At 29.0% G+C, this 26,911-nt stretch carries 34 protein-coding genes, 1 tRNA gene and 1 riboswitch; of the genes, 7 read left to right on the top strand and 28 right to left on the bottom strand.

Going from position 1 to position 26,911, the window contains the following annotated elements:
• Positions 1 to 9: 9 nt before the first annotated feature.
• The 24 genes from OW729_RS09575 to OW729_RS09460 all read right to left on the bottom strand — a co-directional run bounded on the left by OW729_RS09575 (position 10) and on the right by OW729_RS09460 (position 16,216).
• Positions 10 to 1,749: a hypothetical protein gene (locus OW729_RS09575; protein WP_268061267.1), complete on the bottom strand. Its 1,740-nt coding sequence runs from the start codon at positions 1,747 to 1,749 to the stop codon at positions 10 to 12.
• Positions 1,750 to 1,766: 17 nt separating this feature from the next.
• Positions 1,767 to 2,402, bottom strand: a complete 636-nt coding sequence (locus OW729_RS09570; RefSeq protein ID WP_268061266.1) for a recombinase family protein — start codon at positions 2,400 to 2,402, stop codon at positions 1,767 to 1,769.
• A 246-nt stretch (positions 2,403 to 2,648) separates the two neighbouring features.
• The gene (locus OW729_RS09565) at positions 2,649 to 3,065 is read right to left on the bottom strand and encodes a helix-turn-helix domain-containing protein (RefSeq protein ID WP_268061265.1); all 417 of its coding nucleotides are present in this window, start codon (positions 3,063 to 3,065) and stop codon (positions 2,649 to 2,651) included.
• A 154-nt stretch (positions 3,066 to 3,219) separates the two neighbouring features.
• Positions 3,220 to 3,672 carry a siderophore-interacting protein gene (locus tag OW729_RS09560; protein ID WP_268061264.1) on the bottom strand — a complete coding sequence of 151 codons (453 nt, stop codon included), beginning with the start codon at positions 3,670 to 3,672 and terminating at the stop codon, positions 3,220 to 3,222.
• Positions 3,673 to 3,676: 4 nt separating this feature from the next.
• Positions 3,677 to 3,829, bottom strand: coding sequence for a hypothetical protein (locus tag OW729_RS09555; RefSeq protein WP_268061263.1), 153 nt, complete (start codon positions 3,827 to 3,829; stop codon positions 3,677 to 3,679).
• Positions 3,830 to 3,838: 9 nt separating this feature from the next.
• Positions 3,839 to 3,991 (bottom strand): hypothetical protein, encoded by a 153-nt coding sequence (locus OW729_RS09550; protein WP_268061262.1) that lies wholly within the window; start codon positions 3,989 to 3,991, stop codon positions 3,839 to 3,841.
• A gap of 284 nt (positions 3,992 to 4,275) precedes the next feature.
• Entirely contained in the window at positions 4,276 to 6,855 is a 2,580-nt protein-coding gene (locus tag OW729_RS09545) for a CHC2 zinc finger domain-containing protein (RefSeq protein WP_268061325.1), read from the bottom strand.
• An 18-nt stretch (positions 6,856 to 6,873) separates the two neighbouring features.
• Complete coding sequence (locus OW729_RS09540) at positions 6,874 to 7,446, bottom strand: ERCC4 domain-containing protein (protein ID WP_268061261.1); 573 nt, start codon at positions 7,444 to 7,446, stop codon at positions 6,874 to 6,876.
• A gap of 78 nt (positions 7,447 to 7,524) precedes the next feature.
• A complete protein-coding gene (xerA, locus tag OW729_RS09535; protein WP_268061260.1) occupies positions 7,525 to 8,520 on the bottom strand; it encodes a site-specific tyrosine recombinase/integron integrase in 996 nt (331 codons plus the stop codon).
• Positions 8,521 to 8,677: 157 nt separating this feature from the next.
• The gene (locus OW729_RS09530) at positions 8,678 to 9,400 is read right to left on the bottom strand and encodes a phosphoadenosine phosphosulfate reductase family protein (protein WP_268061259.1); all 723 of its coding nucleotides are present in this window, start codon (positions 9,398 to 9,400) and stop codon (positions 8,678 to 8,680) included.
• 260 nt (positions 9,401 to 9,660) lie between these two features.
• A complete protein-coding gene (locus tag OW729_RS09525; protein WP_268061258.1) occupies positions 9,661 to 9,999 on the bottom strand; it encodes a hypothetical protein in 339 nt (112 codons plus the stop codon).
• Between the two features lie 18 nt (positions 10,000 to 10,017).
• On the bottom strand, positions 10,018 to 10,197 hold the full coding sequence (locus OW729_RS09520) for a hypothetical protein (protein WP_268061257.1): 180 nt from the start codon (positions 10,195 to 10,197) through the stop codon (positions 10,018 to 10,020).
• A 16-nt stretch (positions 10,198 to 10,213) separates the two neighbouring features.
• Positions 10,214 to 10,621, bottom strand: coding sequence for a single-stranded DNA-binding protein (locus tag OW729_RS09515; RefSeq protein ID WP_268061256.1), 408 nt, complete (start codon positions 10,619 to 10,621; stop codon positions 10,214 to 10,216).
• Entirely contained in the window at positions 10,621 to 11,250 is a 630-nt protein-coding gene (locus OW729_RS09510) for an HD domain-containing protein (protein WP_268061255.1), read from the bottom strand. Before OW729_RS09510 ends, OW729_RS09515 begins: the two co-directional genes overlap by 1 nt.
• A gap of 12 nt (positions 11,251 to 11,262) precedes the next feature.
• Positions 11,263 to 11,976 carry an MBL fold metallo-hydrolase gene (locus OW729_RS09505; protein ID WP_268061254.1) on the bottom strand — a complete coding sequence of 238 codons (714 nt, stop codon included), beginning with the start codon at positions 11,974 to 11,976 and terminating at the stop codon, positions 11,263 to 11,265.
• 1 nt (position 11,977) lies between these two features.
• The gene (gene bet, locus OW729_RS09500; RefSeq protein ID WP_268061253.1) at positions 11,978 to 12,742 is read right to left on the bottom strand and encodes a phage recombination protein Bet; all 765 of its coding nucleotides are present in this window, start codon (positions 12,740 to 12,742) and stop codon (positions 11,978 to 11,980) included.
• The gene (locus OW729_RS09495) at positions 12,743 to 12,946 is read right to left on the bottom strand and encodes a hypothetical protein (protein ID WP_268061252.1); all 204 of its coding nucleotides are present in this window, start codon (positions 12,944 to 12,946) and stop codon (positions 12,743 to 12,745) included.
• Entirely contained in the window at positions 12,939 to 14,885 is a 1,947-nt protein-coding gene (locus OW729_RS09490; RefSeq protein WP_268061251.1) for a DUF2813 domain-containing protein, read from the bottom strand. The genes OW729_RS09495 and OW729_RS09490 overlap by 8 nt, the downstream gene beginning before the upstream one ends.
• Positions 14,886 to 15,020 (bottom strand): hypothetical protein, encoded by a 135-nt coding sequence (locus tag OW729_RS09485; RefSeq protein ID WP_268061250.1) that lies wholly within the window; start codon positions 15,018 to 15,020, stop codon positions 14,886 to 14,888.
• Positions 15,021 to 15,067: 47 nt separating this feature from the next.
• Entirely contained in the window at positions 15,068 to 15,232 is a 165-nt protein-coding gene (locus OW729_RS09480) for a hypothetical protein (protein ID WP_268061249.1), read from the bottom strand.
• The gene (locus OW729_RS09475; RefSeq protein ID WP_268061248.1) at positions 15,229 to 15,360 is read right to left on the bottom strand and encodes an aspartyl-phosphate phosphatase Spo0E family protein; all 132 of its coding nucleotides are present in this window, start codon (positions 15,358 to 15,360) and stop codon (positions 15,229 to 15,231) included. Before OW729_RS09475 ends, OW729_RS09480 begins: the two co-directional genes overlap by 4 nt.
• 56 nt (positions 15,361 to 15,416) lie before the next feature.
• Positions 15,417 to 15,542: a hypothetical protein gene (locus OW729_RS09470; protein ID WP_268061247.1), complete on the bottom strand. Its 126-nt coding sequence runs from the start codon at positions 15,540 to 15,542 to the stop codon at positions 15,417 to 15,419.
• A 171-nt stretch (positions 15,543 to 15,713) separates the two neighbouring features.
• Complete coding sequence (locus tag OW729_RS09465) at positions 15,714 to 15,971, bottom strand: DNA-binding protein (RefSeq protein WP_268061246.1); 258 nt, start codon at positions 15,969 to 15,971, stop codon at positions 15,714 to 15,716.
• A 14-nt stretch (positions 15,972 to 15,985) separates the two neighbouring features.
• A complete protein-coding gene (locus OW729_RS09460) occupies positions 15,986 to 16,216 on the bottom strand; it encodes a helix-turn-helix domain-containing protein (RefSeq protein WP_268061245.1) in 231 nt (76 codons plus the stop codon).
• A 229-nt stretch (positions 16,217 to 16,445) separates the two neighbouring features.
• Between OW729_RS09460 and OW729_RS09455 the strand changes: the two genes are divergently transcribed.
• Both OW729_RS09455 and OW729_RS09450 read left to right on the top strand, forming a co-directional pair.
• A complete protein-coding gene (locus tag OW729_RS09455; RefSeq protein WP_268061244.1) occupies positions 16,446 to 16,778 on the top strand; it encodes a helix-turn-helix domain-containing protein in 333 nt (110 codons plus the stop codon).
• A 131-nt stretch (positions 16,779 to 16,909) separates the two neighbouring features.
• Complete coding sequence (locus tag OW729_RS09450; protein ID WP_268061243.1) at positions 16,910 to 18,013, top strand: tyrosine-type recombinase/integrase; 1,104 nt, start codon at positions 16,910 to 16,912, stop codon at positions 18,011 to 18,013.
• 124 nt (positions 18,014 to 18,137) lie between these two features.
• Here OW729_RS09450 and OW729_RS09445 read toward each other — a convergent pair.
• Both OW729_RS09445 and OW729_RS09440 read right to left on the bottom strand, forming a co-directional pair.
• Positions 18,138 to 18,213 (bottom strand) — tRNA-Trp (locus OW729_RS09445).
• A 134-nt stretch (positions 18,214 to 18,347) separates the two neighbouring features.
• Positions 18,348 to 18,971: a CBS domain-containing protein gene (locus OW729_RS09440; RefSeq protein ID WP_268061242.1), complete on the bottom strand. Its 624-nt coding sequence runs from the start codon at positions 18,969 to 18,971 to the stop codon at positions 18,348 to 18,350.
• A gap of 255 nt (positions 18,972 to 19,226) precedes the next feature.
• Between OW729_RS09440 and OW729_RS09435 the strand changes: the two genes are divergently transcribed.
• The 4 genes from OW729_RS09435 (at position 19,227) to rimI (ending at position 22,155) form a co-directional block, all read left to right on the top strand.
• On the top strand, positions 19,227 to 20,468 hold the full coding sequence (locus OW729_RS09435) for an HD-GYP domain-containing protein (protein WP_268061241.1): 1,242 nt from the start codon (positions 19,227 to 19,229) through the stop codon (positions 20,466 to 20,468).
• Positions 20,469 to 20,532: 64 nt separating this feature from the next.
• Positions 20,533 to 20,991 (top strand): tRNA (adenosine(37)-N6)-threonylcarbamoyltransferase complex ATPase subunit type 1 TsaE, encoded by a 459-nt coding sequence (tsaE, locus tag OW729_RS09430; protein ID WP_268061240.1) that lies wholly within the window; start codon positions 20,533 to 20,535, stop codon positions 20,989 to 20,991.
• Positions 20,988 to 21,704 (top strand): tRNA (adenosine(37)-N6)-threonylcarbamoyltransferase complex dimerization subunit type 1 TsaB, encoded by a 717-nt coding sequence (gene tsaB / locus OW729_RS09425; protein ID WP_268061239.1) that lies wholly within the window; start codon positions 20,988 to 20,990, stop codon positions 21,702 to 21,704. The genes tsaE and tsaB overlap by 4 nt, the downstream gene beginning before the upstream one ends.
• Entirely contained in the window at positions 21,697 to 22,155 is a 459-nt protein-coding gene (gene rimI / locus OW729_RS09420) for a ribosomal protein S18-alanine N-acetyltransferase (RefSeq protein WP_268061238.1), read from the top strand. Before tsaB ends, rimI begins: the two co-directional genes overlap by 8 nt.
• A gap of 147 nt (positions 22,156 to 22,302) precedes the next feature.
• On the opposite strand, the gene OW729_RS09415 is transcribed toward rimI, so the two are convergent.
• The gene (locus tag OW729_RS09415) at positions 22,303 to 22,935 is read right to left on the bottom strand and encodes an ECF transporter S component (protein WP_268061237.1); all 633 of its coding nucleotides are present in this window, start codon (positions 22,933 to 22,935) and stop codon (positions 22,303 to 22,305) included.
• A gap of 101 nt (positions 22,936 to 23,036) precedes the next feature.
• A riboswitch (FMN riboswitch) is annotated at positions 23,037 to 23,158 on the bottom strand.
• 67 nt (positions 23,159 to 23,225) lie between these two features.
• Positions 23,226 to 25,385 carry a Tex family protein gene (locus tag OW729_RS09410; RefSeq protein ID WP_268061236.1) on the bottom strand — a complete coding sequence of 720 codons (2,160 nt, stop codon included), beginning with the start codon at positions 25,383 to 25,385 and terminating at the stop codon, positions 23,226 to 23,228.
• A gap of 160 nt (positions 25,386 to 25,545) precedes the next feature.
• Between OW729_RS09410 and OW729_RS19420 the strand changes: the two genes are divergently transcribed.
• Entirely contained in the window at positions 25,546 to 26,898 is a 1,353-nt protein-coding gene (locus tag OW729_RS19420) for a M28 family metallopeptidase (RefSeq protein ID WP_326498370.1), read from the top strand.
• Positions 26,899 to 26,911: the final 13 nt, after the last annotated feature.

Raw genomic sequence — 26,911 nt, 5'->3', positions numbered from 1 at the left:
TCTCACCTTCTACAATCCAAATGATTTCTTATCTAATAGCTTTATTTTATTAACTACTTGTATATTTTCAACTCTTATAGAAAATTCAGCAGTTATATCTGGAGCATCATCATGTACACTAAATTTTTGGCTTCTAAAATCTAAAATTTGGTTTATAAATTCTTCATCCTCTTCAGCGAAAATAATTTGACCTTTATTTATATAAGGTATTAAAGTACTTATTTTATCATCTTTATTTTTCTTTTGATGCTCATTAATTATAGTTATATTTCTATTCCTTAATATTGGATCATCTTTAATTTTATTTTCAATACTAAAAGCATCAGCTCCGTTGAATGTATTCTTTTCAATATAAAGATGTGTTATATCTGGATATTTTTTCAATAATTCAATTGCATGATCTACATACTTATCAAAATCAGTTCTGGCGTTAATTTTTGCAAGTTCCGCAAGTCTACAATATTTAAGGTTATTATCTGCTAATGAACCAACTAAAAAGGCGCTATAGTCGTTTTGTTTTCCTCCACCAGAAGCGGGGTCCATACAAAGCATTGTCTTTACAAAAATATGAGTTTCAATTTCAGCACGTTTTTCAGTACGTACTCCTTTAAACCACTTTTCACCGATTGCATTAACATCCCCTTGAACTTCTTGCTTAAAAGATGATGGATTTTCATAATAACTAAGAGCCATATCCAAACAATCCCAAAATTCATTCCAAAGCATATTAAACTTCATTTTTCCTTGATGATTCCAATAAAATTCTTTAGCATCTTCTAATCTACTATCATTTTTGAAATCAAAAAGGATGTCTTTGAATTGCTTCCATAAACCAGTGTTAAAATACTCGTCTATATCATCAATCAAGACACCCTTTTTATGCTTAAATTTCCATGTAGGTAAATTTTTCAACCTGCTATAGAAACATTCTTTATGCTGCAATGTTCCAAGAGCAATAAAAGTTGTTCCTTTCTTTATTACTTTACCATTTCTAACAACTGCTTTTTGTGCTGCATACTTAACATCATCACTATATCTTTTCCATTTATTTTCCCTGGCCTGTTCAGTTCTAGTATCATCTTCACTTTGATAATCATCTAAAACGATCAAATCAGGTCTACAGTTATCATATTTTCTACCTCTCATGGGGGAAGCTGAAGAAATAGCTTCTATAAAAGTTTTATTCGTAAATTCTAATTGAGTACTATTACATTTATACCTTTTATCTTTATCATTTAAGATAACTCCAAAAGCATTTTTAACATATTCATTCTCTAATAAAGTATTTCTTATATCTCCAATAAACTTTTCTGCTGTAGAACCTATATCAGAGCAAATAAGAGTATATTTTTTATGATTATAACAATGTGCCCATATAGATGTTGCAAATGTACCAAAAGCAGATTTCCCTGTTCCTCTTGGAAGTATCCTTCCTATTTGGTCCGTTCCATCACCGATAACACTTTCTTGAATATCATGCCATATCTCTTTATGTACCTCCGCTATAGGAGCAGCAGTATTGTTTTCTTTTGGGAAAAATGTATCTTGAAGAAAGTACATACAGAAAAATTCCAAATTAACTTTTCCAAGCTCCCAAGCCAAACCATGATAACCAAATAGATTTGAGGATTTACTTAACATTAATTCTTGAGCCTTATTTTCAGCTTCATTAATATCAGCTCCAGCAGCAACAAAAGTTTCAGTTAAATATTTAAAAAGCAAATATCTATTCAGTTGTTCTCCTTGCATGTACTCACCTCACTTTATTATGAATTTTCCTCATTATAAATTTTCACATATTTATAAAATGTACTTCTCCCAATACCCAACATTTTAGCAAATCCAGCAGCAGTCATTTTGCCATATTTCCCAGCCTCAAAATTTTCATATTCTTTTTTAAAATTATCTGGCAATTCTGCTTTTGGTCTACCTAATTTCGTACCGTTAGCTTTAGCAACTGCAAGCCCTTGATTTATTCTAGAAACTGTTTTTTCTCTTTCTTGTTGAGCCATATGAGCTTTAATTGTAATTACAATATCAATAACCATTTCATAAATACTATTATCATTGGCTTTATTCCAATCACTCATGTAAGGCATGTCAAGAGCAACAACTCTTATTCCTTTTGCCTTTAACTTTTTAAGTTCCATAATAACATCATCAGCATTTCTTCCTAATCTATCTAAATCAGTTATTACTAATACATCATCTTTTCTCAATTTATCTTTAAGATTAGAATATTCTTCTCTATTCTCAGCCTTAATAGTTCCTGAGATTCTTTCTTCAACTATTTCATCAAATTCAAAACTGTTTTCTTTAGCATAATTCTTAAGGGTTAACTTTTGTCTATCAGTAGTTTGACTTTCTTTTTTAGTTGAAATTCTCATGTATCCAAATATCATAACAAGCACTCCTTGACTTTTTAAAATTTCATAGAAAATGTGGAATCGACAAACACTTAATTTAAAACCTTCTTATTTAGAAGGTAGTGGGTATCTTTTCCTTACACTTAAATTATATATGTCTACGAAATCATATTCAAATATCATAAACACTTTTTAAAGTTAATTATGCTTGTTTTGATATATTATCCTTTAGTTTTCTAATGTTTTTATATGTCTATTAAATCAAATGATTTGTAGACACTATTATTTTACAGCTTTCAAACCTTTAAACTTATTTATTTCAGCTTGTAGTGTATCGTTGTCTACATTATTATTATTGTTTTCAGCGTTATCTTCCACTACATTAGTAGGATTACCATAAATTCTATTGATTAAGTATTGGTTAGCAGCCAAACATACACGCTTATCACTATTGTCATTGGCTAATTCTTTTATATTTCCAATATAAGTAGTCAAGTCTTTAAGTATCATTTGATTTCCTTGGTTAGCCAACTCTCGTTTACGCCTGTCAAGCTCAGCCTTAACATTATCCTTACTCATCCAACTATAAACAGTATTTCTAGTAACACTTAATTTCTTAGCTATATCCGTTATATTCTCGCCCTCTATAAGCATAGTAACCATATCACTTTGTTTTACTGTCAATACATCATAAGCCATCTAATCACCTCCTACACACATACACATAAAAAAGACACCTATCCTATTTAATAGATGTCTTAATTGATTCTTCATTGTTTATATAATATCACATACTTACTTTACTTGTGTTAAGTTAAAGCTAAGTATTTTCAAAGTCTTTATAAAGTTATTATTAAGTTATTTCTTTGTAGTATTCTTTTACACATATTAAAGGTATCATCTTTTCTATAGATTTCCTTTTAAGCTCACAAGCATAGTCTTTATTTATACTTAGTTTTTGTTCAATATATTTGTACTGGAGTCCTTCAAAACATTTTAGTTCTATAACCTTTTTTTCTGTTTCATTAAGAACATTATTTATAGCATTGTCCACTTTTTTAACTATTGATTCTTTTTTATTTAATTCTCTTTTTAGTTTTGATATTATATATTCTTTCTCAGTGACTTCATTTTCTACACTTGAGTTAAATTTATTTGTAGGACCTGTTTTTTCTTCATAACTTATACCACTGACTCCTTCATACTGTGATTCAATATCTTTTATTTCAATTTTTATGCTTTCAATTTCTGCTTTCATTTTTTTATAATTGTATAATATACCTTCTACTTTTTTATGTAAGTTCATATTATCACCTACTTTCTATTATTTGTGTATCTTCTATTTTTATAAACCCATGTTTAGTTATGAAAAAACTATCATTTTTTTCTATAACAGAGAAAACTTTTCCTATTTTTTTAGAGTACCAACTATCTTTTTCAGCTTTCATAACTATTATTTTCATAAAAACCTCCTAAATTTCACTTAAAATTTGCTCTAATTTCTTTTTTTCTGCCTTCACTTCATAGTATTTTGACCATTTTTTCTTTAAAATTAGTTGTTTTTGCTGTTTTTCTATTTCTTCTATACGTTCTTTATAAACCCTTAATATATCTATCTTAGGCATGTTTTTATCTCCTTTGGGTTACATTTTAGGTTACATCTATTTGTAACCCCTCAACCTTTGATTTTTCTAAGGCTAAGAGGTTTTTTGTTACGGTTACATTTTTGTAAAAACTATATGTGTATATAATATATATTTATAAAACATTATAATTCTCTCATGTACGTAGATTATATTTATATTAATGTAACTTTGTAACCTATATATATATAAGTAAGTAATATCAATACTTTCAGTGGTTACAAAACAGGTTACAAGTGGTTACATTTTTCATTTTTTTGTAACCTCTAATTATTAAATGGAATTACATTGTCCTCATCTGTCACATCCATAATCTCTGGTGGTATTATCGCATTAACTTTTAATTCTCTGAGCATGTCTCTGTTGTAAGTATCAAACCTAACTGTCTTACTATTAATTTTTATGGTCTTGTTGGATAATCCCTCTAAATATCCGGCCTTTTGTGCCTGTTTCCTAAAATCTTTTAACTTTAATGGAATCAAATCTGCTCCTACACGATTTACATGCTCATGGATCTGGTTAATCATTTCAGATGTTTTTATAAATATTCCATCTCCTCTATATTTAACTACATTTTCATTTCCAAAGGCTCGGCCATCTTCAATCATGTCGTTATAAAGAATTAACATTCTTTCAACCAGTGAATAAGTTTCTCCAGCTCCATCAAGGACTTCCTCTTTTATGTTTTCTACTATTAAATCTTCATAACCATGTGGTATTTCTTTAAGGTCATGTTTGTTTAATAACAGATTGAAAATTGAAATTCCTGAACAAATATTTATTGCTGTAGTTAATGCTCTGTTATTTAATCCCTTAATATATTTTGCAGCTTCATTTCTTATGTTTTTATAATTTCCAGAAGTTAAACCCAAAACAATTTCTATTAAGCTCCTCCCAAATTTTCTCAAAATATCCTCATTTTCTATTATCCATTTCATCGATTTTGTACTTTTCCCTGTTCTTTCTTTCCTTGCTAAATAGACTATACATGAACGCTCTATCAATGCTTTTTCTTGGTTAGGATAACTTTCTTCACCTGCCATTATTAGTGGTCTAGTTAAAGTAAAATCTCTAGTCTTTAAACTCTTATTACCTTTACTGATTGTTGCTCTATCATATAAATTTCTTAAAGTTTCTGATAAACTTAATACTTTATATCTATCCAAAGAAGAGGGTTTGAACTCATCGAATAGTACTGGATAATTTCCGTCTGCTAAAGTTTTTATAAGTGCAAATGTAGTAATAAGTCCTATGGACCTAATATCACTTTTAGGATAATTGAATATCGGAGCAATAACATTCTCTAATATTGTAGATTTACCACTCCCTGATTCTCCAACAATCAACAAATGATGAAACTTTTGTTTTAGCTGTTGAGCTTGATATACTGTTAAATTATTTATTGCTGTTCCAATTATACTTAGGGATTTTTCAGAAGCCGAAAATTTAAATATATGTTTTTTTAATTCTTTAAGCTCTTCTTTGGTTATATGTTCAACATCTAAAACATTTGCATTATTTCGACCATCACTTTTTATATTGAAATCTATTTTTTCTTTGTTAATAGCTCCGTTATTTTCTATGAAGGTAAGTTTTCCATTTCTATCTGTAAATTTAACTCCTGAGTGGAGCTCCTGGGTCTCTAATGCAAAATATTTGTTTATCCATTCTTTCAATTCTGTTAAATCATCTGCTCGACCTTTAAATGCTAAGTCTAAAGTCCCTAAAAAATTCTTAAATGTTTTAGTATCATCAAAAACAGTACTTAGTCCCGATTTCTCTATTATTGCTCCAGTAGGTGATTTTAGAATTAATTTTACCCCTTCTTTATCCTCGTCAATTATTTTTATTCTAGCTGCATCTACTATTATAAAATTAGTAAGATATTTATTACGTTCTTCTATATCATCTCCTTTTTCTTTTATTATTGTTTTATAGATTCCATATTTATTTTGCTGTAGTTCAAATTTTGATTTAATGTTTAAAGATCGATCAAAGGCATTTAATAAATCTTTTTTTGTATGGCCAACTTCAATCCAATCTGTAACATCTTTGTTATCCCCCATGCTTCTTATGCCTGGAAGATTAACAAATCTAAAATCTCTACAATTTTGATTAAAATTATTATAAATTTCCCACTTATATTTCTCTCCAGCTTGTCCTGTATCTCCAAGTACAAAAACTTTTTCAGGATGAGTTTTTGTTAAAACATCTAAGTTTTTACAATTTTTTAAACTAGTTGCTACATAATCTTTATTCTTAAATATAGAATTAATTGTATTGGCATCTTTTTCACCTTCAACAACTACTAATACATAATTATTCCCTATTGCTTGTAAGGCATTGTATAGATTATAAGGAACTTCATCTGTTCCCCTTTTAGCAATAACCTTGTCACCTTCTAAATGATAATAAGATAATTGTTTTTTACCATCTGGTAGTTTAAATTTTGCCTTGAAATAAACTATCTCATTTTTATCATTTACAAATTTAAATATTCCTAAAAGTTCTTGGACTTGCCTAAACTTGTCTAGTTCCCAATCTATATATTTTTTTATTTTTTCTTCTTGGAGCTCAGCCTCTGTATATTCAACTTCAAGTCCTAAATATTTTCTAGCTTCTTTATAGCCTAAATTTTTATATTTCATTATAAAGTCGATAGCATCTCCACATTCGCCACATCCAAAACATTTAAAGAAATCCTTATTTGTGTCTGGATTGAACTTTACACTTAAAGAAGGCGTCTTTTCTAAATGAAAAGGGCACTTTATGTACCCTTGTCTATTAAATCTTTCTCCAGTTTCTCTCTCAATAAGTTGTTTTAAATCAATATCTTGTATATCCATATCCAAACAGATCACCTCCTATACAGGTCGCTGCTCCTCTATATATCCCTTATTCTTTAGTATTTCTCTTATATGATAATATAAGGTTTGGTATATCTTAAATCCACTATATTGCTTGTCTATAAATTGTAGATTTAACCCATACCTCGCTATAAATGTTTCCATTGTTCCAATAGCACTTACTGGTCTATATTGACTCCTATATTTACCTTTAAGAATTTTTTCATAACCATTTTTATCTTCTATTAGGAATATGGTTTTAGTTTCATATTTATCTAACCTCAAAAATTCATTTTCTAGTCTATCTCTATCAACAAAATTCCCTATAATTTCATCAACAGATGCTTTCCTTTCAACTACAATTTGGTCTGAAAAATACCAGTTTCTACTTACCCCTAAAGGTTTTGTTTCTTCATTACTTTCTATATAAGCTGAATAATCTCCCTGATCTAACTTTTGAACAATATATTTCTTCTTTTTGTCATCAAAATAATCTAGTATGTGTTGATTGATCTGTTCTCTAGTATCAACAACTATTACTATATTTTTCAGTATTTTTTTAAGTTCTGAATCTGTAAATCTATATTTCATTTTTTCACCTCTCAATTGACTGTCATTTGATAATGAAAGATTACAACAAAGACCAAATAACTCCTTGTTTCTATTTATTTAAGAAATTTTCTTATATTCATGTAGCACATTTTCTTTACTTACTTGAGAATAAATCTCCGTAGTAGCTGGCGTTTCATGTCCCATAAGATACTGCACTATATGGAGCGGCATCCCATTATTTAGTTTATGAGTTGCAAAACTGTGGCGGAATAGGTGAGGAAATACTGACTTTTGAAATCCTGCTTGTAAAGAAATCTTTTTTATTTCTCTTTGTATGCTTCTGCCTCCTAACCTGCTATGAGGTTTCTTTGAAGTGACAAACAATGCTGGGTTATTATCTTTTCTTGTAAGTAAGTACTTTTTTAGAAGTACTTTTGCCTTTGTGCTGAAACATACTTCCCTTTCCTTATTACCTTTTCCGATTACACATAGTGTCATTTCATGCCAGTTTATAGAATTTTTATTTATATTAACTACTTCTGATAATCTGCACCCAGTGCTATATATAAACTCTAATAATGCTTGCTCTCTTTCTGTTATACATGCTTGTCTCAACAACTCAACTTCTTCTTCTGTAAGCGGATGTCTCAACCTTTTAGGCTCTTTAGTCTGTTTTAGCTTTTGAGCTGGATTTTTAGGGATATATTCCTCCATATGAAGCCACCCGAAAAAACTTTTCAAGATAGATATTTGACCATTTGTACTAGTTTGTTTCATGTTCTTACATCTAGCTGTTAAAAACATCCTTAAATCCATAGAATTGATAGAACTCAAAGGTTTTCTTAAGTAATCCGCAAATTTTAAAAGATTGTATTGATAATTTTTTAGCGTTTGAGAACTAAGTCCATCTAGCTTTTTACTTGCTAAATAGATAGCTAATTTTTCTTCTATATCACTTGCTACTAAAGCTGTCTCTTGTGGCAATACATCATATTTGTAAAGCACTTCCTCTGCTATAGTTCTAACTTTCAACTGATCTATCTCTGGGAACTCCAAAGATAACTTACCTACTAGTTTTATTACTACTTCATCTTTACTATTTGTACTGTACATATTTTCCTCCTGTATTGCCACTGAGACACTTTTAATGCTATAATGTCTCTAGTAGTATTTTTCAAGAGAGCTGAGGGTTGTCCAAACTAACAGCTCTCTTTTTATTTACTAATCCTTAGTTTATCCTTTAGTCATATTGCTTTTATATTGTGACTTATTAGATACACATTTTAATTTGATGTTCTTCCCACCAAATCTCCTTATTAAATCTTTCTTCTAATTGCTCTAATGTGTAATCTAACCTAAATTTATTCCAGCTTTGCTTATCCATATCCTTTAACTGTTCCCATAAAGGCCTGTGATACTTGTATAAACTCTTTAATTCCCTTAAGCTTTGTAATGGACAACACCAACAACTAACTCTTTTAAATTGCTTATATAACCCATTCCAATTAAGTCCTTTAAAATAACAATAACTTAGGCAATCCTTCTCGATTAACCCCCACTCTATAAGAGGGTATTTAACATTCTTCTCTTTGTTCTTCTCAGCTCTATGTGCTTCATCTAAAGCTATCCCATGATATTCAGTTACTTTGAAGCTTTGCTTTTCATATTGCCTTAAATATCTCCTGACAACATCTTTCTTTAGATAACTAGTGCACCATCTATTCATCATGCTCGGCCATGCGTAACCTATTTTTCCATTTCTTTTCTTATGTTCTAACATCATGTGTTCAAAGCTTTTTTCAGCCTTTAAAATTGTAATTTTTCTGTTTATCATTTTGCTGACTTTATCCACATGTTCATACATTTCTGGGAACTCCATTCCTGTATCACACATAATTATTTCATCTATTTGCATATTTTTTTCAATCATTTTTAGTAATAAACAAGTTGAATCTTTGCCACCACTAAAACTAACTATATGTTTTTCTTTCACTCATACCCCTTCTAACGTATTGCATTTACGCTAGAAAGGTAATTCCCCATGCTTCCCAAGCTTTGGTTTTAGCATACCTCCACGCAACCTAGGGAAATTTTACATCAATATTTCACACATTTACGGTGCTACTTTCTGTAGGATTGCTAATCTATTGGACCGTATATCCTCACACCTTCTAACCTGCTAAGCAGGAATACGAGTAATTATAATCCTAATCAATATTTTCACTCCTTTTGATGTTGCATAATCTACAAATTTTACGAATTAACATACCAACATTTTTTATTTAGTTTATTTATAATCTGCTCTTCGAAATATTCTTCAGTAAGTATGTTTAAAATTTCTTGTACAGTATGAAAGCTTCCTATATCATCAAATCTAATTTTTTTACCACTATTAACCGCATCTATAAAAAATGTAGGTTCTTGACACTGTGTCCACGTCTCATTTATGTCTAAAGATTCAAATGTACCTTCAAATGTAACTACAACCTTACCTTTTACATTTTCTATAATTCTATTTTTGCTATCCTTATATTTGCTTTTAGGATGTTCTTCTAATAACTTTATAATTTCATAAGTTTTAAACCTATTCATTTTTTCTCACTCCTTTTTTTAAATTACTACTGCAGCTCCACATTTAAAATCGGAAAATTTAAAACTTGTTTTGTAATGTTCCCCTTGTAATACTACAAAGTGCTTGGTTAAGATAACTATCTTGCCCTTAAAGGTTTTAATTCCTTTTCCATTACCAAGCTTAAACCTTATTTTTAATTGCATACCTCTTTTAAACATTCTTTATTTCTCCTTTTTAAAATGGAATATCCCCATCATCAATTTCTGTAATTCCCTCATCATATTCTACAGATGATCCATTGTTAGTGGTCGCAACGCCTCCAGTTTTATCTTGCATAAATTCAAAGTCAGAAATTAATATTTCAGTACTCCATCGATTATTTCCATCTTTATCTACATATTTATTAATTCTTAATGCTCCTTCAACTCCAAACCTATGTCCTTTAAAGACATAGTTTGCTATAGCTTCCGCCCTTTTACCAAAACATGTGCAGTTAATAAAATCAGCTTCTTGCGGTTTACTTTTATCAAATTGTGGTCTATTTACCGCTAATGTAAATTTACATACTGCATTACCGTTTCCGGGTAAAAAATTAAGTTCAGGATCTCTTGTTAGTCTTCCTACAAATACACATCTATTCATTATCTCGCCCCTCTTAATTTAGTTTGATTTTTATTTTCTCCAGGTTCAAAATGCTCCTCTAGGATATAACTAGATTCTAAATCTGCAGTATGAAGTGCCACAGCTGCATTACACATATTCCAAGATAAACTAATATTATTTAAGTTTTCTTTTGGTTCAAATCCACCCATATGCCATCTAATTATAAATATTTCATATTTAGTTAAATTTATAAACTGCAATAATCTTATTACTGATTTTTCACCATGACCTATAGGTAAATCATCTTTAACTCCATAAGCTGGTTGTTTTACCCATTTAGGTTTTTCTCCTGCTCCTGCTATATTCACATTTTTATCATATACGGTATAAAAATTAACTTTACATATATCATGTAGTAATGAACCAATTTTTACAGTATCTTCACTTAATCCAAAGTCATATCTTTCATTTTTTTCTTTAAATAACTCATAAACATTTAGGCTATGCTCTGCTAATCCACCCTGATAATTTCCATGAAATCTAGTAGAGGCAGGAGCGACAAAGAAGTCACTTTCCTCCAGATATTTAATAACTCTATCTATTCCTTTTCTTTCTACACTAGTTAAAAGATTAATTATTTTTTCTTTAACTTCCTTTATATCTCTCATGCTTAAAACCTCCTAACTTATTTCTAACCCTGGCTCTGCAACATAAGTTGGTATACCAGTTAACGATTCTATTTCTTTTTTAAACTCTGCGGGATTCCCATTGTTTTCTGACAAGTGAATCAATGTAATTGTTTTGGTATTAGATAAATCCCAACTTTTTAATGTATCTTTTAATGTTTCTAAACTCATATGTGATTTAAAGGTTCTTATTTGGTATGGCTCCAAGTCCTCCATATATTTTTCTGAATAGTTACATTCAACCAATGCATGGTCCACATTTTTGAATTTATACTTTAAATAATAAGTATCTGTCGCAAATAATATCTTGCCTAGCTGTGGGTGCTGTATTAAATATCCTAGATTTTCACATTCTGCCCCATCTGAATCTGTATGTTGACAATTAAAAGCTAGAATTGTGAAATTACCTATTAAAAATTTATCTTTATTTTGAACTATCCTTACTTTTCTATTTGCTTTACAATTGTATTTCTCTGCTACTTCTAATGGCGCATATATCTTTGTTATACTATCTAAAACTTTTCTAAAGCTTCTGCAATGATCTGAATGTTTATGACTTATCAAACACCCTTTAACTCCTTTAATATTGTAATTTAAACCTTTGAGTATATTTCTCCAATCAATTCCACACTCAAGCAAAAGCTTTTCTTCCCCTGCCTGAATGATGTAACAGTTTCCTTTACTTCCTGAGGCTAATACTTTAATCATTTTAATAAGGCGCCTCCTCTTCATCATCCTTTCCCTCAACAACTTCAACATCTACTGCTTCAATTTCCTCTTGTTCTTCTTTTTTCTCTTCTACTGGAGCTGTATCATCTATATCTATTACTTCTTGATTGGCTTCTTCTTTGATTTCTTCTTTAACCTCATGTTGCACATTAACTATTTTTGTTTCATCAACTCCCAATTCTTCATTACTATACATTGCTCCTATATCACTTGGAAAAGCTTCTCTTAATGCTTGTACTAAAGCTACCTTTCTAATCATTGTGGATGGCATTGCCCTCCATGTGCTTTGTCCTTTGTTATATTCATCAAGACTTACTTTTGCAACTACTGGGTGAGATTTACCTTCAACAAAAACTTCAGCCCAACCACCAAGTAAAATATCTGTCTTAAGTTTGAAGCACCCTTCTAATTCAGTTATTTGTTTTTCTCTCATTACAATTATTCCAGCTCTATGTCCTTTATAGTTTGGACTCTCTTCTGCTTTTCGCATAAAAGCTTCTTTACCAGTAACAATCTGTGCTTCATCTTTAAACTTAACTAAGTAAGCTTCATTCAAGAAAGGATTTAATTTTCTATATTTACATAAATTCATAAATACAACTACTTCTCTATTGGTTATTTGTTTGTTGCCTTTTGCTAAGTAATTTTTAACAATATTTCCTGTTAACCTAACTTCTTCCTCTCCAACGTTATATACCATTTCTTTTTCTAATAATGCTAAAGCACTATTTTTATTTTCTACCATTTACATATCCTCCAATTCTAATATTTTTAATATTTCATCTGAATTACCATTTAAAATACTAATTGCTTGTCTATCAGTAAGATTAAATTTATCTCTTATTTCCCTACCTAATTTTTTAAAATCTTTAGCTTTAAATCCATTAGCTCGTACAATATTTATCCTGTCTTGATATTCTCTAATATCTTTAATTGTTAATTTAGGCATTTTGCATTACCTCCATTTTTAATTTTTTATCTTTACTTACAATAAGATTAATAATTTGAGAATTAGTTTCTATAAGCTGATTAACTGATTCTCTATTATCTATAAAAATGGGAGCTTGTACACCATAATGACTACATAAAGTATTTATAATGTCTAATCCAGCGTTAATTTTAGCAGCTGTATTCAAATTGCTTGTAAATGGCACACCATTAATGCAAGGCTCACAACATTCCTCTAATCCCCCGTTAATTTGATTATTGAACATTTTAAATTTCACATATTTAAACTTACTATTAACTTTTTCTTCTAACAACTCAACTTTAGTTCTAATAAACTCTTCACTTAACATTTCTAACCCTTCTAATTCAGCTATTTTCTCACTTAGTCTGTTTTCTTCTTCTTCAAGTTCTTTAATCCTAGACTTAGCCTTTTCATTTAACTCCTTATAAGTTAATTGTTTATCTAATTGCTGAAGCTGTAATTGCAATTCTTGCTTCTTTTGTTTTAACTCAGATACATCTTCAGCTTTAAAATTTTCAATTTGAGTAATCAAAGATTTGATTTCATTTTTTATTATTTTGATTTCTTTAGGTTCCTCAACTTGTATTGGATTAAATTTATTTAATTTTTCTTTAAGTGCTATAAGTGATTTTTTAGTAGCTTCAAATATTTCTTTTTTATCAGCTATTTTTTTCGCTATTTTTTCGACTAAAGCAGATTTCACTTTTAATTGATTAGCTGTAGCTCTGCCTTCTTCAATATTCTCTTTTAACCTATTCGCTTTATCTTGATTAAAATTGCTTTCTAATTCTGTTCTTTTCACTTCTATATCATTAGCTTCAAATTTTCTTTTACATGTAGGGCATATGCAGCTTTCTTCATCAAATTCAAAAGAAGAATTTTTTATTTTTTTATATTTTTCTAATAATATTTCTCTTCTATCTTTAAGCATTTTAATTAAATTATTTTCTCTTGTTTCTTCTTCTATTAAATTTTCTAAGTCACTTTCTAAATGCCTTATATTTACTTCCACACTTCTAACTTTTGCTTCAAATTCCATTTTAGGTTTATTAACATTAGATTTAATTTCATATTCTAGTTCTGTTAATTTACTTTTTTTCTCCATTAAATCTGTTTTTAATTTAAATAAACCTTCATTAACCTTACTTTTATCCTGAAGCTTATCATCTATATTTTTTATTGCTCCAGAAACTTCTCTTACTTTGAAGTCTATTGCATCAAAATCAAATTCTTGAATACTATTATTTACCTCATCAATCCTACTTGGTATTTGTGCCCTGTCTTTCTTTAATTCATTTATTTTAGATCTATTAGCTTTCATAAAGTCATTCAAAGATTTATCATCTAAATGGCTTCTTAGTGGTTCTAAATTCTTTTTAGAATCAAGAACAACATTATTGTCCAAGTCTCCAACAATCTCCGTTATAATTGCTCTCCTGTCTTTCCATGCCAAGTTTGCAAAATACATTGGATTAGTAATTAATTTGAATAATTGTTCATCCATTAATTGTGATATGAATTCTTTATATTCTGTTACTTTCTTCGGAACTTCATTTACATAGTATTTGCTTTCATATCCCTTAAATTCCGTCTTAGCTGTTCCTCTTACCTTGCTATATTTTTCTTTATATACTCTCTTTAAAACTACTTCTCTGCTATCAATATCCATTGTTGCTTGTATAATCGTTTCTAAATTGTGAATTGGATTATTGTCCTGATCTAATGGCTGAACATCAAATTTTGTGCTATCTTTAGAATCCTTATCGAATAATAAGAAATTGAAAGCATCTTGTATTGTGGTTTTTCCTACTCCATTTTCTCCATATATATTAGTAACTTGTCCAAAATCTATTTCTAAATCTTTTATACCTTTAAAGTTTTTTATTTTTAAAGAACTTAAAACTATTTCTTTTGCCATTTATTTTTCCTCCTTAAGTATCTCACTAATTATTTTTATAGAATCATTGATATAACTATCTCCTGGATTAGGCGAGTCTATTGATCTAAGATTAATTAATACTTCTTCTAATACTTCCTTGTATTTATCTTCCACCTTTACAATCTTCCCACTTTCCTTTAAAATTTAATTGGACTTTAAATTTATTTGGCTGCTTTGGCAGCTCTTTTTTTATCTATTGGATCTTTATCAAAATAACAACTCTGATTTGTTCTATTACAGGCATTTAAACATTCTTTTCTTTTTAAACAATATAAACAACAAATTGTTCTACCTTCTGAACAATTACCAATAGGACATAATATCAAATTACCTTTTCTCCTTTCATCTTTTTTACTATTAGCTTGTCTAACTCTTGACTTACTTCTACTGTCCTTGAATCTAAATTTCCATATAGCTCCATGTATTTATAAAGTTTTTCTTTTAACTGTTCCATTTTTATTACCTCCTAGCTTGTACTACATTAGTACATGACTTGTGCTATGAATGTAACTAAAGCTTAAGTTTGCCCTCTAAATATAGCTTAGCCATATACTGGGTTAACTCTTTATTTAAATCTCTTCCACTCTTATTTATTATTCTTACTTTAATTTCTTGTTTTTTTATTTTTTTACCCATTTAATATTCATACCTCCTAGTGCTTATCACTAGATTAGTATTAGTAATTAAATAATTTTTATCCTATGTTGCAATACAACTTTTGTTGATAGAATAACTAATTTATAATATCTAAATTCTGCGACCTCTTTCTTATGAATTTTAGCAATATCTTTAACTATCATTGTCTTTTTATCCAATTTTTAAGTTAAGTACATAATTTTTAAATTGTTCTATCACCGTTCTAAGTCTTTCATTTTCTCTAATAACTTTTAGATATTCATCCTTGCTTACATGATCACTATTTTTAAATTTGTCCAATTCTTTTGGTGGAATTTTGAAATGTCCACCTTCTGTCTCTAAAGCATTAATCTCTTTAGTTTTACACATTTGCAAAACTTGGTTGTAAGACAATCCACATTCCTTGGCAAATTTCTGTGGAGAAAACATTTAGCACACCCCTTTCATACTTGTATTTCCGTCAAACTTGTTAAAAAATTAAGATCCATGCCTAAAAAATCAACAAGTTTAATGAGCGTATTTACACTTGGCATATATCTTCCATTTTCAATATCTGATATATAATTTCTTGACAAATCTGTTTTTTCAGCTACTTCTAACTGTGTCAGCTTCATTTTTCTTCTTTTGTCTTTTATTGTTTTCCCTATTATTTTTTGTTTATCAAATTTTGTCATATTGTGCCCTCCTTTCATGTTGATTGTATTGTATTTCCGTCAAAAAGTAAAAAAGTATTTAAGAGCATTCTAGAGCATTTAATTAAAACACCTTGTAATTACTTGTTATTCCGTCATATTGCATTTTATTACTTGTATTTCCGTCTTTTAATGTATTGTATTTCCGTACCTGTAACATTATAATAATATATAGTCGGTGAATACGACATTTTGAAAGGAGAATTAAAAAATGTCTATAGGTGAAAATATTAAAACAGTTAGAAAAGATCAAGGGTTAACTCAAAAGGAATTGGCTCAAAAGGCCAACATTTCTCGTTCATATTTAGCTGACATTGAAAATGGAAGATACAATCCAAGTATAGAAGTCTTACAATCAATTGCATCTTCACTAGGTATTTCAGCACAAAAGTTTTTTAAAGATAATTTAACAGAAAATGATAATATTGACCAACTTGAAGATGACCTTAAACTTATACTTAGTAAAATAAAAAAAATTTCTAAAAGTGATAGAGAAAAACTTCTAAAAATGATTGATATTTTTGAAGAAGAAACTCATAAGTAAGAACGAACAATAGACTTGTATATAGACTATTGTATCCCTTGAAAAAAACCAAGAAGAAATCTTGATAGTATATTACTGATGGTATTTCTTCACCTGTTCACCGAACATAAGTTCAATAAGGAGGTAATATTTTGAAAGGCACTGTAAGAAAAGAAGGTTCAACATGGAGTTACTTTGTTTATGTAGGTATTGACGAAAACAACAAGAAAAAATATAAAAGGAAAAGAGGGTTCAAAACTAAAAAGGAATGTGAAGCAGCTCTAGCAGAAACTATCACACAAATTGAAAAAGGCACTATACTAGCAAATGATAAAATGACTACTAAAGAATATATGCAATACTGGATGGAAACTTACCCCAAAAATAATTGTTCGCCAAGTACATATAAAAGATATGAATTTTTTATAAGGGATATAACCAAGTACATTGGGAAATACAAATTATCAAAGTTGAATCCTATGATAATTCAAAAATTTTATGAGAAACTAATATCTGATAGAAAAATTTCTAATAATACAGTAATTAAAACTCATAGAATGTTACATCTATCATTAAAGCATGCACAACAATGGCAATTAATACACACTAATCCTTGCGATTTAGTTACTCCTCCTAAATCAACTAAAAAAGAGATGAAATATTGGCAACCAGATGAAATAAACTTTTATTTGGAAACTATAGATAAAACAGAATTTTTATATGCTCCTATTTTGTTAGCTATTCATACTGGATTGAGAGTTGGAGAATTATGTGCTTTAAAATGGGAAGATATAGACTTTATAAATGGTACTATGAGAGTTAACAAAACATTACAAAGGATAAATGGGAAATTGTCTTTAAAGGAACCTAAAACAAAAAATTCAAGTAGAATAGTAACCCTTTTAAATACTACTATCACTTTTTTAAATGGATTAAAAAAAGAAGCCTTGCAAAGAAAATTAAAATATGGAATAAATTTAGATTATGTTTTATGTTGGGCGGATGGAAGGCCTATAGATCCTCATTATATAAGTCAGCATTTCCCCAAACTTTTAGAAAAATATAATCTTCCTAAAATAAGATTTCATGATTTAAGACATACTCATGCAACTTTATTATTAAAGTTAGGAACTAATCCAAAAGTAATTTCAGAAAGATTAGGTCATAGTACTGTAAGTTTTACCTTAGATACGTATAGTCACGTTAATACAGATATGCAAAGAAATGAAGTTTCTAAAGCCGAAAATTTTTTATAAAAAAATAGTGATTTAATTATGTGTTTTAATTTAGACAACCAAAAGACAACCAAAACACTAAAATCACTAAGAAAAAAATATATTACAAAAGCCTGTGAACCGTTGAATTCACAGGCTTTACATCTGGCAGGGGCACCAGGACTCGAACCCGGAACCAATGGTTTTGGAGACCACTACTCTACCAATTGAGCCATACCCCTTCGACACGAAAATTATTATAGCATGATTCTCCAATATATGCAATAGTTTTTTTTATTTTCTTTAATTATGGCTTTGGAATTCTATTTTTAAATCCCAAAACCATAATTCTAAAACCTTAATTCTAAAATCTTAATTAAATTTCAACATTAAATCCAGCTTCTTTTAATTTTCTTAATATTATATCAAAATTTTCTTCCTCAATTCTCACAACAATTTCTCTTAAATTAAAGGCACTTTTAGGATTAAAAACTACAATACTTATAACATCACCTTTATTCTGTGCTATTATTTTTGTAATTTTTGAAAGCTGTCCTTTGTATTCGTGAGTTATTATGGACATTCTTCTGCCTTGATTTACACCTAATATTTCTGTAAACTCATGAAATATTGCTTTATATGTTATTATACCATGAAACTTATTGTATTTATCAACTACTCCTACAAATGGTATATTACGTTTTGCAAGCAACGGAGTTACATCTTCTAATTCTTCATTAGGTCTTACAATTGGTATGTCTTTTTTCATTAACTCTTTTACTTGCGTATTTAACAGTAACTTTTCTCTATCTTCTAACTTTTCTAATAAAAATTCATATATATTTACTTTTGCTATATAACCATAAAATTTATCTCCAATACATACCGGAATAGACAAAGTCTTATTTTTATTAATTAATTCAAGGGCCTTTTTTGTACACTCATAAGGTGATATAGTAGTTAATTTTTCCTTACTTAATAGCAAATTACTCACTAACATAATAAAACCCCCTCTATCATCTTTAATAATGATATATTTTTATTTCTATATTAATATGTATATATCCTTCTATTTAAAAATATTTTTAAATAGACTATTTATTAGTTACAAAAACTAAATAATTAGAAATTCTAAATGCTACATGCAAGTTTTGGAATTATGTAATTTTCTCAGTTAGCATTATTTTATAATTTAAGATAATGTGTTAGAATTATTTTGGAATAATATGCTTATAATTTCAAAGGAGTATAGAATATGAAAGTAAATTTAGATAAAACAATATTAGCTATGTCTATAGCACTTGATCTTGCAGAAATAAATTCTATAGAAGATACTTATGTTATAGAAAATATATCAAAAATAAATTATTCAGAACATGAATTTTTCCATCACTCTAAAAGAACAGCCTATATCGCTATTAAAATAGCTACCGAACTAAATTTGGATAAAAAAGCTATGCAATGTGTATATATATCTTCTCTTTTACATGATATAGGTGTTACATCTTCAGTTAGTTTAACCAAAAACCATACTTCTGAAAAATTTATAAAACAACACTGTGTTGATGGCGCAAATATATTAAATCCATTTCCTATATTTAACGATATTTCAGATATTATTTTGTATCACCATGAAAATTATAACGGTACAGGGGCTATGGGACTAAAAAAAGATGAAATTCCTATTATAAGCCAAGTTATAAGAATAGCTGACCTTATAGAGTTATCTTATAAAGAAAAAGTTCCTTCTTTTAAACAAAGAGATTATATTACAGAATGGATAAAATCAAAGGAAAATATAATATTCTCAACACAGATAGTAAATGCATTCCTTAATTTATCAAAAAAAGATAGCTTTTGGTTTGATATTGAAAATGTTGCTTTTATAGATTACATCCTTCTATATAATGCCCCTCAATTAGATATTTACTTGAATCTACAGGAATTCGAAAAAATAGCTGAGATTTTTTCACGAATAATAGATTCTAAAAGTAAATTTACTGCTACACACTCAAAAGGAATTGCAGATTTAGCTTACAAAATCTCAAAACATATAGGATACTCAGATGAAAAATGCATAAAAATGAAGATCGCTGGTCTTCTTCATGACATTGGTAAATTAGCTATTCCTTCAAAAATTTTAGATAAAAATGGTCCCTTAACTATGGATGAATTTTCTATAATAAAGAGCCATGTATACTATACAGCAATAATATTAAATAAAATTGAAGATATACCTGAAATAAGTGGGTGGGCTTCTAATCATCATGAAAAATTAGATGGCACTGGATATCCTAATAGGCTTAATGCACATGAACTGTCAGAAGAATCCAGAATTATAGCTATATGTGATATATATCAAGCATTAACTGAAGATAGACCCTATAGGGAAGGATTGAATATAGATAAAACTATATCTATAATGGATGAAATGTCACAAAATAACTATATCTGTAAAAATGCGTTAAAATATTTAAAAGACATTGTGTTAGAATAAGAATATATTTAAAATATTAATAGTAGTAGACATAAAATAAATATTTTAATGGGAGTGAATACTTATGGAATTCATAGTCAATAGCTTAGAAGAAACTATGTCTCTCGGCGTTCAAATAGGCGAAAAAGTAAATAAGGGAGATATAATATGTCTTATTGGTGACTTAGGAACAGGTAAAACTCACATAACTAAAGGCATAGCACAAGGTCTTCAAGTACAAGATTATATAACAAGTCCAACTTTTAATATAGTAAATGAACATAATGGTAGAATTAAACTATATCATTTTGATGTATATAGAGTTAATGATCCAGATGAAATTGAAGCTATAGGATTTGATGAATATATTTTTGGTGATGGGGTAAGTATCATTGAATGGGCAAACTATATAGAAGAATTAATACCTTCTGAGCACCTAAGAATAACTATAGAAAAACTTCCTGATAAGGGAATAAACTGTAGAAAAATTATTCTTAATTATAATGGTGATAGATATAATTATGTAAAGGAGATTAAAATATGAGAATTCTCAGTTTAGATTCATCTACAACAAGTGCCACTTGTGCAATATTAGAAAATAATAACCTACTTGGAGAAATAACTCTTAATGATAAAAAGCAACATTCCATTATTTTAATGCCACAAATAGATTATTTATTGAAAAATTTAAATTTAACCATAAAAGATATAGATGGTTTTGTTGTATCCAAAGGACCTGGTTCTTTTACAGGCTTAAGAATTGGAATTGCTACAATAAAAGGATTGGCTCAAGGAACCAAAAAACCTTTTGTGGGCATCTCAACCTTAGATGCCCTTGCATATAATTTAGCATATACTTCTGGGATTATATGTCCTATAATGGATGCATTAAGAGACAATGTATATACGGCTTTATATAAATTTAATGGAGAAAAATTAGAAAGACTAACAGATTACATGGCCATACATATAGATGAATTAATTTCAATCATTAAAAAATATGAACCATCTAACATTACTTTCATTGGAGATGCCCTTCCAAAATTTAGCGCAAAATTAAGAGAAAGCTTTGAAAAAGTAAATTTAGCTCCTATTCATTTAAATGTTGCAAAGGCATCTTCTTTAGGAGAACTCGGTTTATTATCGCTATTAAATGGTCATAGTGATAACATATTAAGTTTTTCACCTATTTATATCAGAAAACCTCAAGCAGAAAGAGAATACGAAAATAGAACAGGAATGAGTGTAGATGAATGATTTTGAAATATCCTTTATTGAAGAAAAAGATACTTCTGAGGTTTTAAATATAAATAACCTTTGTTTTAATCCTCCATGGAGTTTAGAATCACTTCAAAATGAAATAAAAAATAAATTTTCAAAGTACATAGTGTTGAAGAAAAAAAATAAAGTTATAGGATATGTAGGAATATGGCTTATTATAGATGAAGCACACATAACTAATATAGCTGTACATCCAGATTATAGAAATATTGGTTGTGGAAATATATTAATGAATGAAATAATACACCTATGTAAACAACGTAATGTACCATCTATAACATTAGAAGTACGCTTTAATAATACTCCGGCCATAAATTTATATAAAAAATTTGGATTTATAGAAGAGGGTTTAAGAAAAAATTACTATGAGAACAATATAGATGCAGTAGTTATGTGGAAAAGAAATGTATTGCTAAGTAATGAATAATAATCCTTACATATATCTGTGTAATTTTAAAATTGTGAGCTCTTGTTAACTAGACCATTTTAAATAAAAAAGATTTGGTACAGAAACATAATCAACTTCTGTACCAAATCTTTTTATTTCATTTAATTTTAATAATATTATTTCTCATTAGTTATTCCATGCACTTTTTCCATTATCTTTTAATATTTCCTCGTTATGAAGCATTGGGGAAACATTCTTATATATTGGGAAAGTTATTAATGACACTATAATACCTTTTAATAAGTTAAATGGTAATATTGACAATAACACTAAATCCTTAACGCTTCTTATATTCGAATTTATTGCTGCTCCCATCCCTACAAAAGCTTCTATTGGAGCTTTAAACGCTTTTGCATACAAAGGTAATAAAACTGCATAGTTAAGTACTGATGCACATAATGACATAATAACTGTTCCTGTAAGTAATCCTAAAACAGCTGTTTTTCTAGATTTTTTAATTCTATATAATATACCTGCTGTTACCACAAAGATTGATCCAACTAAAAAGTTTGCGAATTCTCCTACAAATCCAGTCTGTGTTCCTTTAAAAACTATGTGAAGTACATTTTTAAATAATTCAATAAACACACCAGCTACCGGACCCAACGCAAAAGTACCTAAGAGTGCAGGAAGATCACTTAAATCAATCTGTAGGAAGCTTGGAAAAATCGGTAGTGGGAACTCTAAAAACATGAGTATAAATGCCATTACAGATAAAAGCGAAATCTTAATCATTTTGTTTAAATTTGTTTGTTTCATATTATTTCCCCCTTATTATGAATAATCTCCAAGGGTTTGGTAGATATAAATAAAAAACCCTGACAAGATTCGTCAGGGCAAAAAATCACATATATCAAAACCAATATCTTCTACCATCCAGACTATATACTGTCGGTTCTGGAATTTAACCAGATCAACTACATCAACGTAGCTCGCGGACTATACCGCCGGTCGGGAATCACACCCTGCCCTGAAGATACAAACTTATATTATTAAATTTATAACTTTATTATACATAAATATATTTTAAAATACAACTAAATAAATAATTATTCTCTCATAGAAAGAGATATTCTACCTCTTTTTTCATCAATCTCTAATACTCTAACCTCTACTATATCCCCAACCTTTACAACATCTAATGGGTGTTTTACAAAACTATCCGATAATTGACTTATATGAACTAGTCCATCTTGATGAACACCTATATCTACAAAAGCTCCAAAATCAGCTACATTTCTTACAGTCCCAGTTAGAGACATCCCTGGCTTTAATTGATTTATATCAACTATTCCTTTTTTAAATATTGGTTTTGGAAGTTCTTCTCTAGGATCACGTCCTGGTTTTTTAATCTCTTTTATTATGTCCATAAGAGTTGGTACACCTATTTCTAGTTCTGAAGCTAAATTTTCAATTCCTATTGTACTAACTTTAGCATCAATATCGTTTATCTTCCCTGATCTTACTTCTTCATCAGTATATCCTATTTTACTTAAAAGTTTTTTTGCCGCTTTATATGACTCCGGATGAACTGATGTATTATCTAAAACCTCTTCACCTTCTGGCACTCTCAAGAAACCTGCACATTGTTCAAAAGCTTTTGGTCCTAATCTCTTAACTTTTAAAAGTTCTTTTCTACTTTTAAACTTACCATTTTCTTCTCTATAGCTCACTACATTCTGTGCTATAGATGCATTAATTCCTGATACATAGGCTAAAAGGGAAGGTGTTGCAATATTAAGATCTACTCCTACACTATTAACTGAATCTTCTACAACACCTGCTAAAGATTCATCTAATCTTTTTGCCGTTACATCATGTTGGTATTGTCCTACCCCTATTGATTTAGGATCTATCTTTACAAGCTCCGCCATTGGATCTTGTAATCTACGTCCGATAGATATTGCTCCTCTTATAGAAACATTTATATCTGGATACTCTTTAGATGCAAGTTCTGACGCTGAATAAACAGAAGCTCCCGCCTCCGATACAACAACATAGAATAATTCCTTACCCTTTTCCTTTTTGACTTCATCTATAAGTTGTGCTAGTACATCTTCTGATTCACGACTAGCAGTCCCATTTCCAAGAGCGACAACTTCAACATTATGCTTATACACTAATTCCTTAAGTATTTTTATTGAACCTTCTACATCATTTTGTGGAGCTGTAGCATATACTGTAGCTGTATCAAGAAGTTTACCAGTATCATCTAATACAGCTATTTTACATCCTGTTCTAAATCCAGGATCATATCCAAGAACGACTTTACCTTTTATAGGAGACTGCATCAAAAGTGCTTTTAAATTTGCTTTGAAAACTTCTATAGCACCTTCTTCTGCTTTATCTGTAAGCTCTGACCTAATTTCTCTTTCTATAGAAGGATATATTAGTCTCTTTAATGAATCCTCTGTAGCTTGCTTTATGTATTTATCTGTAATGTCATTATTTTTCAAACAAGTTCTATTTAAAAACTCTACTATTTTATCCATATCACAGGTAACTTTAACAGATAAAACTTTCTCTTTTTCTCCTCTATTTATTGCAAGAATTCTATGCGAAGGTATATTTCTTACTGGCTCAGAATATTTGTAATACATTTCATAAGGAGTTGCTTCTTCACTTTCTCCACTACATTCAATAGATCCTTGTCTGCGTACATACTCCCTTATCCATTTTCTAAATTCTGCTTCATCTGAAATTATTTCTGCAATAATATCTTTTGCTCCATTAATAGCATCCTCTATTGAATTTACCCCTTTTTCTTCGTCTATATACTTTTGTGCAAATTCTTCAATACTCTCTTTAAAATTTCCTTCCCATATAGTTTCAGCTAAAGGTTTTAATCCTCTCTCTTCCGCAATAATAGCTCTTGTTCTTTTTTTAGGTTTATATGGTCTATACATATCTTCAACTTCAGTTAAAGTTTCACATTTTTCTATAGCTTTCTTTAATTCATCCGTAAGCTTATCTTGTTCCCCTATTATTCTTATAACATCTGCTTTTCTATCTTCTAGGTTTCTTAAATATGTAAGTCTTTCTGCAAAATTTCTTAAAATTATATCATCTAACCCACCTGTCTTTTCTTTTCTATACCTTGCGATAAACGGCACAGTATTTCCGTCATCTAAAAGCTCAATCACACTATTAACTTGTTTTATACTTATATTAAATTCCTTAACTAATTTTTCATTAATATTACTTGTCATAATATCCTCCATTCCTGAATGTTAAACACTTATAAATTAAATTTGTCTCATAGCTACCATCCGTTATTTTACAATATTACAGACTAAAAGTCCAATATTCCATCATATAACATTTTATCCTTTCATAACTATATATATACTAATTTTTAAGGAGTAGTTTATGAAAAAAGCTCTAAACCAATTTGTCTTATGTTTTTTATTAATAATATTCTGCATTTGTTTTAAAACCTATACTACTGTACATAAGTTTAATGTAAAAAATGTTATGAATAATATTTCATTCTTGTCTTCTGAAGATTTTAAAGGTAGACTTACAGGAAGTCTTGAAAATAAACAAGTAGAAGAATATATAAAGCTTGAATTTATAAACAATAATCTCAAACCATTCATGGGAGATTATGAACAAATTTTTCAGATAGTATATCCTCATAAAATAAAAAAAGATCCCTCTCTAAATATAACCGATAATTCTCAGAATATTGTAAAGGAATTCTCATATGGTAAGGATTATAAAGAAGATATGTTAAATTTTAAAAATAACACTTTTAGCTTTAACAATAAGAATCCATTAATCGTAGAAAATAATTCATCTATACAACTAAAACAAAATTCTGACCATTTTTTATTCTACACACCTAATAACTCTAATCTTGAATTTAGAAGTTCATTTATTAGTACTGACCCTTGGAGTATGTGTATAATGGTGTCTCAACAAACTCTGTTAGACATAAAAAAATATTTATCAAAAGGATACAATATAAATTGTTTTATTCCATTTATAAACAAAAATACTACAGCTAAAAACATAATGGGATATATAGAAGGTAAAGATAAAGATTCTAATCCAATAATAATCTCATCCCATTTTGATCATTTGGGAGCAGATTTGAAAGATACTGTATATAAAGGAGCTCTTGATAATGCTTCCGGAACTGCTTTTATGCTAGAAATGATGAAATACATCAAATCTCTCGGTACACCAGAAAAAAATATATTGTTTGTAGGCTTTAACGCTGAAGAATTTGGATGTCTAGGTTCTGATAACTTTGTGAAAAAATATAAAAATTATATAAAGAATAGTAAAGTTTTCAATTTTGACATGATTGGCAGTGACAAAGGGGTTCCATTATGTATAATGGGTGGTAAAAATGACTCTGTGAAAAACGATTTTATAAGCTCTATTTCTAATACTTGTTCAAGTAAAAAAATATACTTCAACTATCTTTTTCAAGATTCTAGTGACCATAAACCTTTTAGAGATAATAGTATAGATGCAATAACTTTTTGTGATAATGATGTATCTAAAATTCATACTCCTAAAGACACAATAGAATTTATATCTCCTTCTGCTATAAAGCGCTGTTATAATGTTTCATCAAAAGAAATCATCAAATATGCTTTTAACAATAACCCTATTGTTGTTTATCACCAAGAAGGACTAATAGTATCTGCCTTAGGCATAATTTTAATTTTAATTACTAGGCTAAAGGGACTAGGTTCTAGAAAATGTTGATTTTCTCATTGAA

The sequence above is a fragment of the Clostridium brassicae genome, from assembly GCF_026738875.1.
In the GTDB taxonomy this organism is placed as follows: Bacteria; Bacillota; Clostridia; order Clostridiales; family Clostridiaceae; genus Clostridium_H; species Clostridium_H brassicae.
This window is presented reverse-complemented; position numbering and strand designations above follow the sequence as displayed.

Coding starts and splice junctions, on each gene's coding strand:
- OW729_RS09575 (WP_268061267.1), bottom strand. CDS start 1,749: ATGCAAGGAGAACAACTGAATAGATATTTGCTTTTTAAATATTTAACT.
- OW729_RS09415 (WP_268061237.1), bottom strand. CDS start 22,935: ATGAAACAAACAAATTTAAACAAAATGATTAAGATTTCGCTTTTATCT.
- OW729_RS09410 (WP_268061236.1), bottom strand. CDS start 25,385: ATGACAAGTAATATTAATGAAAAATTAGTTAAGGAATTTAATATAAGT.
- OW729_RS09435 (WP_268061241.1), top strand. CDS start 19,227: ATGAAAGTAAATTTAGATAAAACAATATTAGCTATGTCTATAGCACTT.
- OW729_RS09460 (WP_268061245.1), bottom strand. CDS start 16,216: ATGACAAAATTTGATAAACAAAAAATAATAGGGAAAACAATAAAAGAC.
- OW729_RS09515 (WP_268061256.1), bottom strand. CDS start 10,621: ATGAATAGATGTGTATTTGTAGGAAGACTAACAAGAGATCCTGAACTT.
- OW729_RS09525 (WP_268061258.1), bottom strand. CDS start 9,999: ATGAATAGGTTTAAAACTTATGAAATTATAAAGTTATTAGAAGAACAT.
- OW729_RS09540 (WP_268061261.1), bottom strand. CDS start 7,446: ATGAAATATAGATTTACAGATTCAGAACTTAAAAAAATACTGAAAAAT.
- tsaB (WP_268061239.1), top strand. CDS start 20,988: ATGAGAATTCTCAGTTTAGATTCATCTACAACAAGTGCCACTTGTGCA.
- OW729_RS09555 (WP_268061263.1), bottom strand. CDS start 3,829: ATGAAAATAATAGTTATGAAAGCTGAAAAAGATAGTTGGTACTCTAAA.
- OW729_RS09495 (WP_268061252.1), bottom strand. CDS start 12,946: ATGCCTAAATTAACAATTAAAGATATTAGAGAATATCAAGACAGGATA.
- rimI (WP_268061238.1), top strand. CDS start 21,697: ATGAATGATTTTGAAATATCCTTTATTGAAGAAAAAGATACTTCTGAG.
- OW729_RS09510 (WP_268061255.1), bottom strand. CDS start 11,250: ATGAGAGATATAAAGGAAGTTAAAGAAAAAATAATTAATCTTTTAACT.
- OW729_RS09570 (WP_268061266.1), bottom strand. CDS start 2,402: ATGATATTTGGATACATGAGAATTTCAACTAAAAAAGAAAGTCAAACT.
- OW729_RS09455 (WP_268061244.1), top strand. CDS start 16,446: ATGTCTATAGGTGAAAATATTAAAACAGTTAGAAAAGATCAAGGGTTA.
- OW729_RS09505 (WP_268061254.1), bottom strand. CDS start 11,976: ATGATTAAAGTATTAGCCTCAGGAAGTAAAGGAAACTGTTACATCATT.
- OW729_RS09545 (WP_268061325.1), bottom strand. CDS start 6,855: ATGGATATACAAGATATTGATTTAAAACAACTTATTGAGAGAGAAACT.
- tsaE (WP_268061240.1), top strand. CDS start 20,533: ATGGAATTCATAGTCAATAGCTTAGAAGAAACTATGTCTCTCGGCGTT.
- OW729_RS19420 (WP_326498370.1), top strand. CDS start 25,546: ATGAAAAAAGCTCTAAACCAATTTGTCTTATGTTTTTTATTAATAATA.
- xerA (WP_268061260.1), bottom strand. CDS start 8,520: ATGTACAGTACAAATAGTAAAGATGAAGTAGTAATAAAACTAGTAGGT.
- OW729_RS09470 (WP_268061247.1), bottom strand. CDS start 15,542: ATGGGTAAAAAAATAAAAAAACAAGAAATTAAAGTAAGAATAATAAAT.
- OW729_RS09490 (WP_268061251.1), bottom strand. CDS start 14,885: ATGGCAAAAGAAATAGTTTTAAGTTCTTTAAAAATAAAAAACTTTAAA.
- OW729_RS09520 (WP_268061257.1), bottom strand. CDS start 10,197: ATGTTTAAAAGAGGTATGCAATTAAAAATAAGGTTTAAGCTTGGTAAT.
- bet (WP_268061253.1), bottom strand. CDS start 12,742: ATGGTAGAAAATAAAAATAGTGCTTTAGCATTATTAGAAAAAGAAATG.
- OW729_RS09440 (WP_268061242.1), bottom strand. CDS start 18,971: ATGTTAGTGAGTAATTTGCTATTAAGTAAGGAAAAATTAACTACTATA.
- OW729_RS09475 (WP_268061248.1), bottom strand. CDS start 15,360: ATGGAACAGTTAAAAGAAAAACTTTATAAATACATGGAGCTATATGGA.
- OW729_RS09560 (WP_268061264.1), bottom strand. CDS start 3,672: ATGAACTTACATAAAAAAGTAGAAGGTATATTATACAATTATAAAAAA.
- OW729_RS09465 (WP_268061246.1), bottom strand. CDS start 15,971: ATGTTTTCTCCACAGAAATTTGCCAAGGAATGTGGATTGTCTTACAAC.
- OW729_RS09565 (WP_268061265.1), bottom strand. CDS start 3,065: ATGGCTTATGATGTATTGACAGTAAAACAAAGTGATATGGTTACTATG.
- OW729_RS09550 (WP_268061262.1), bottom strand. CDS start 3,991: ATGCCTAAGATAGATATATTAAGGGTTTATAAAGAACGTATAGAAGAA.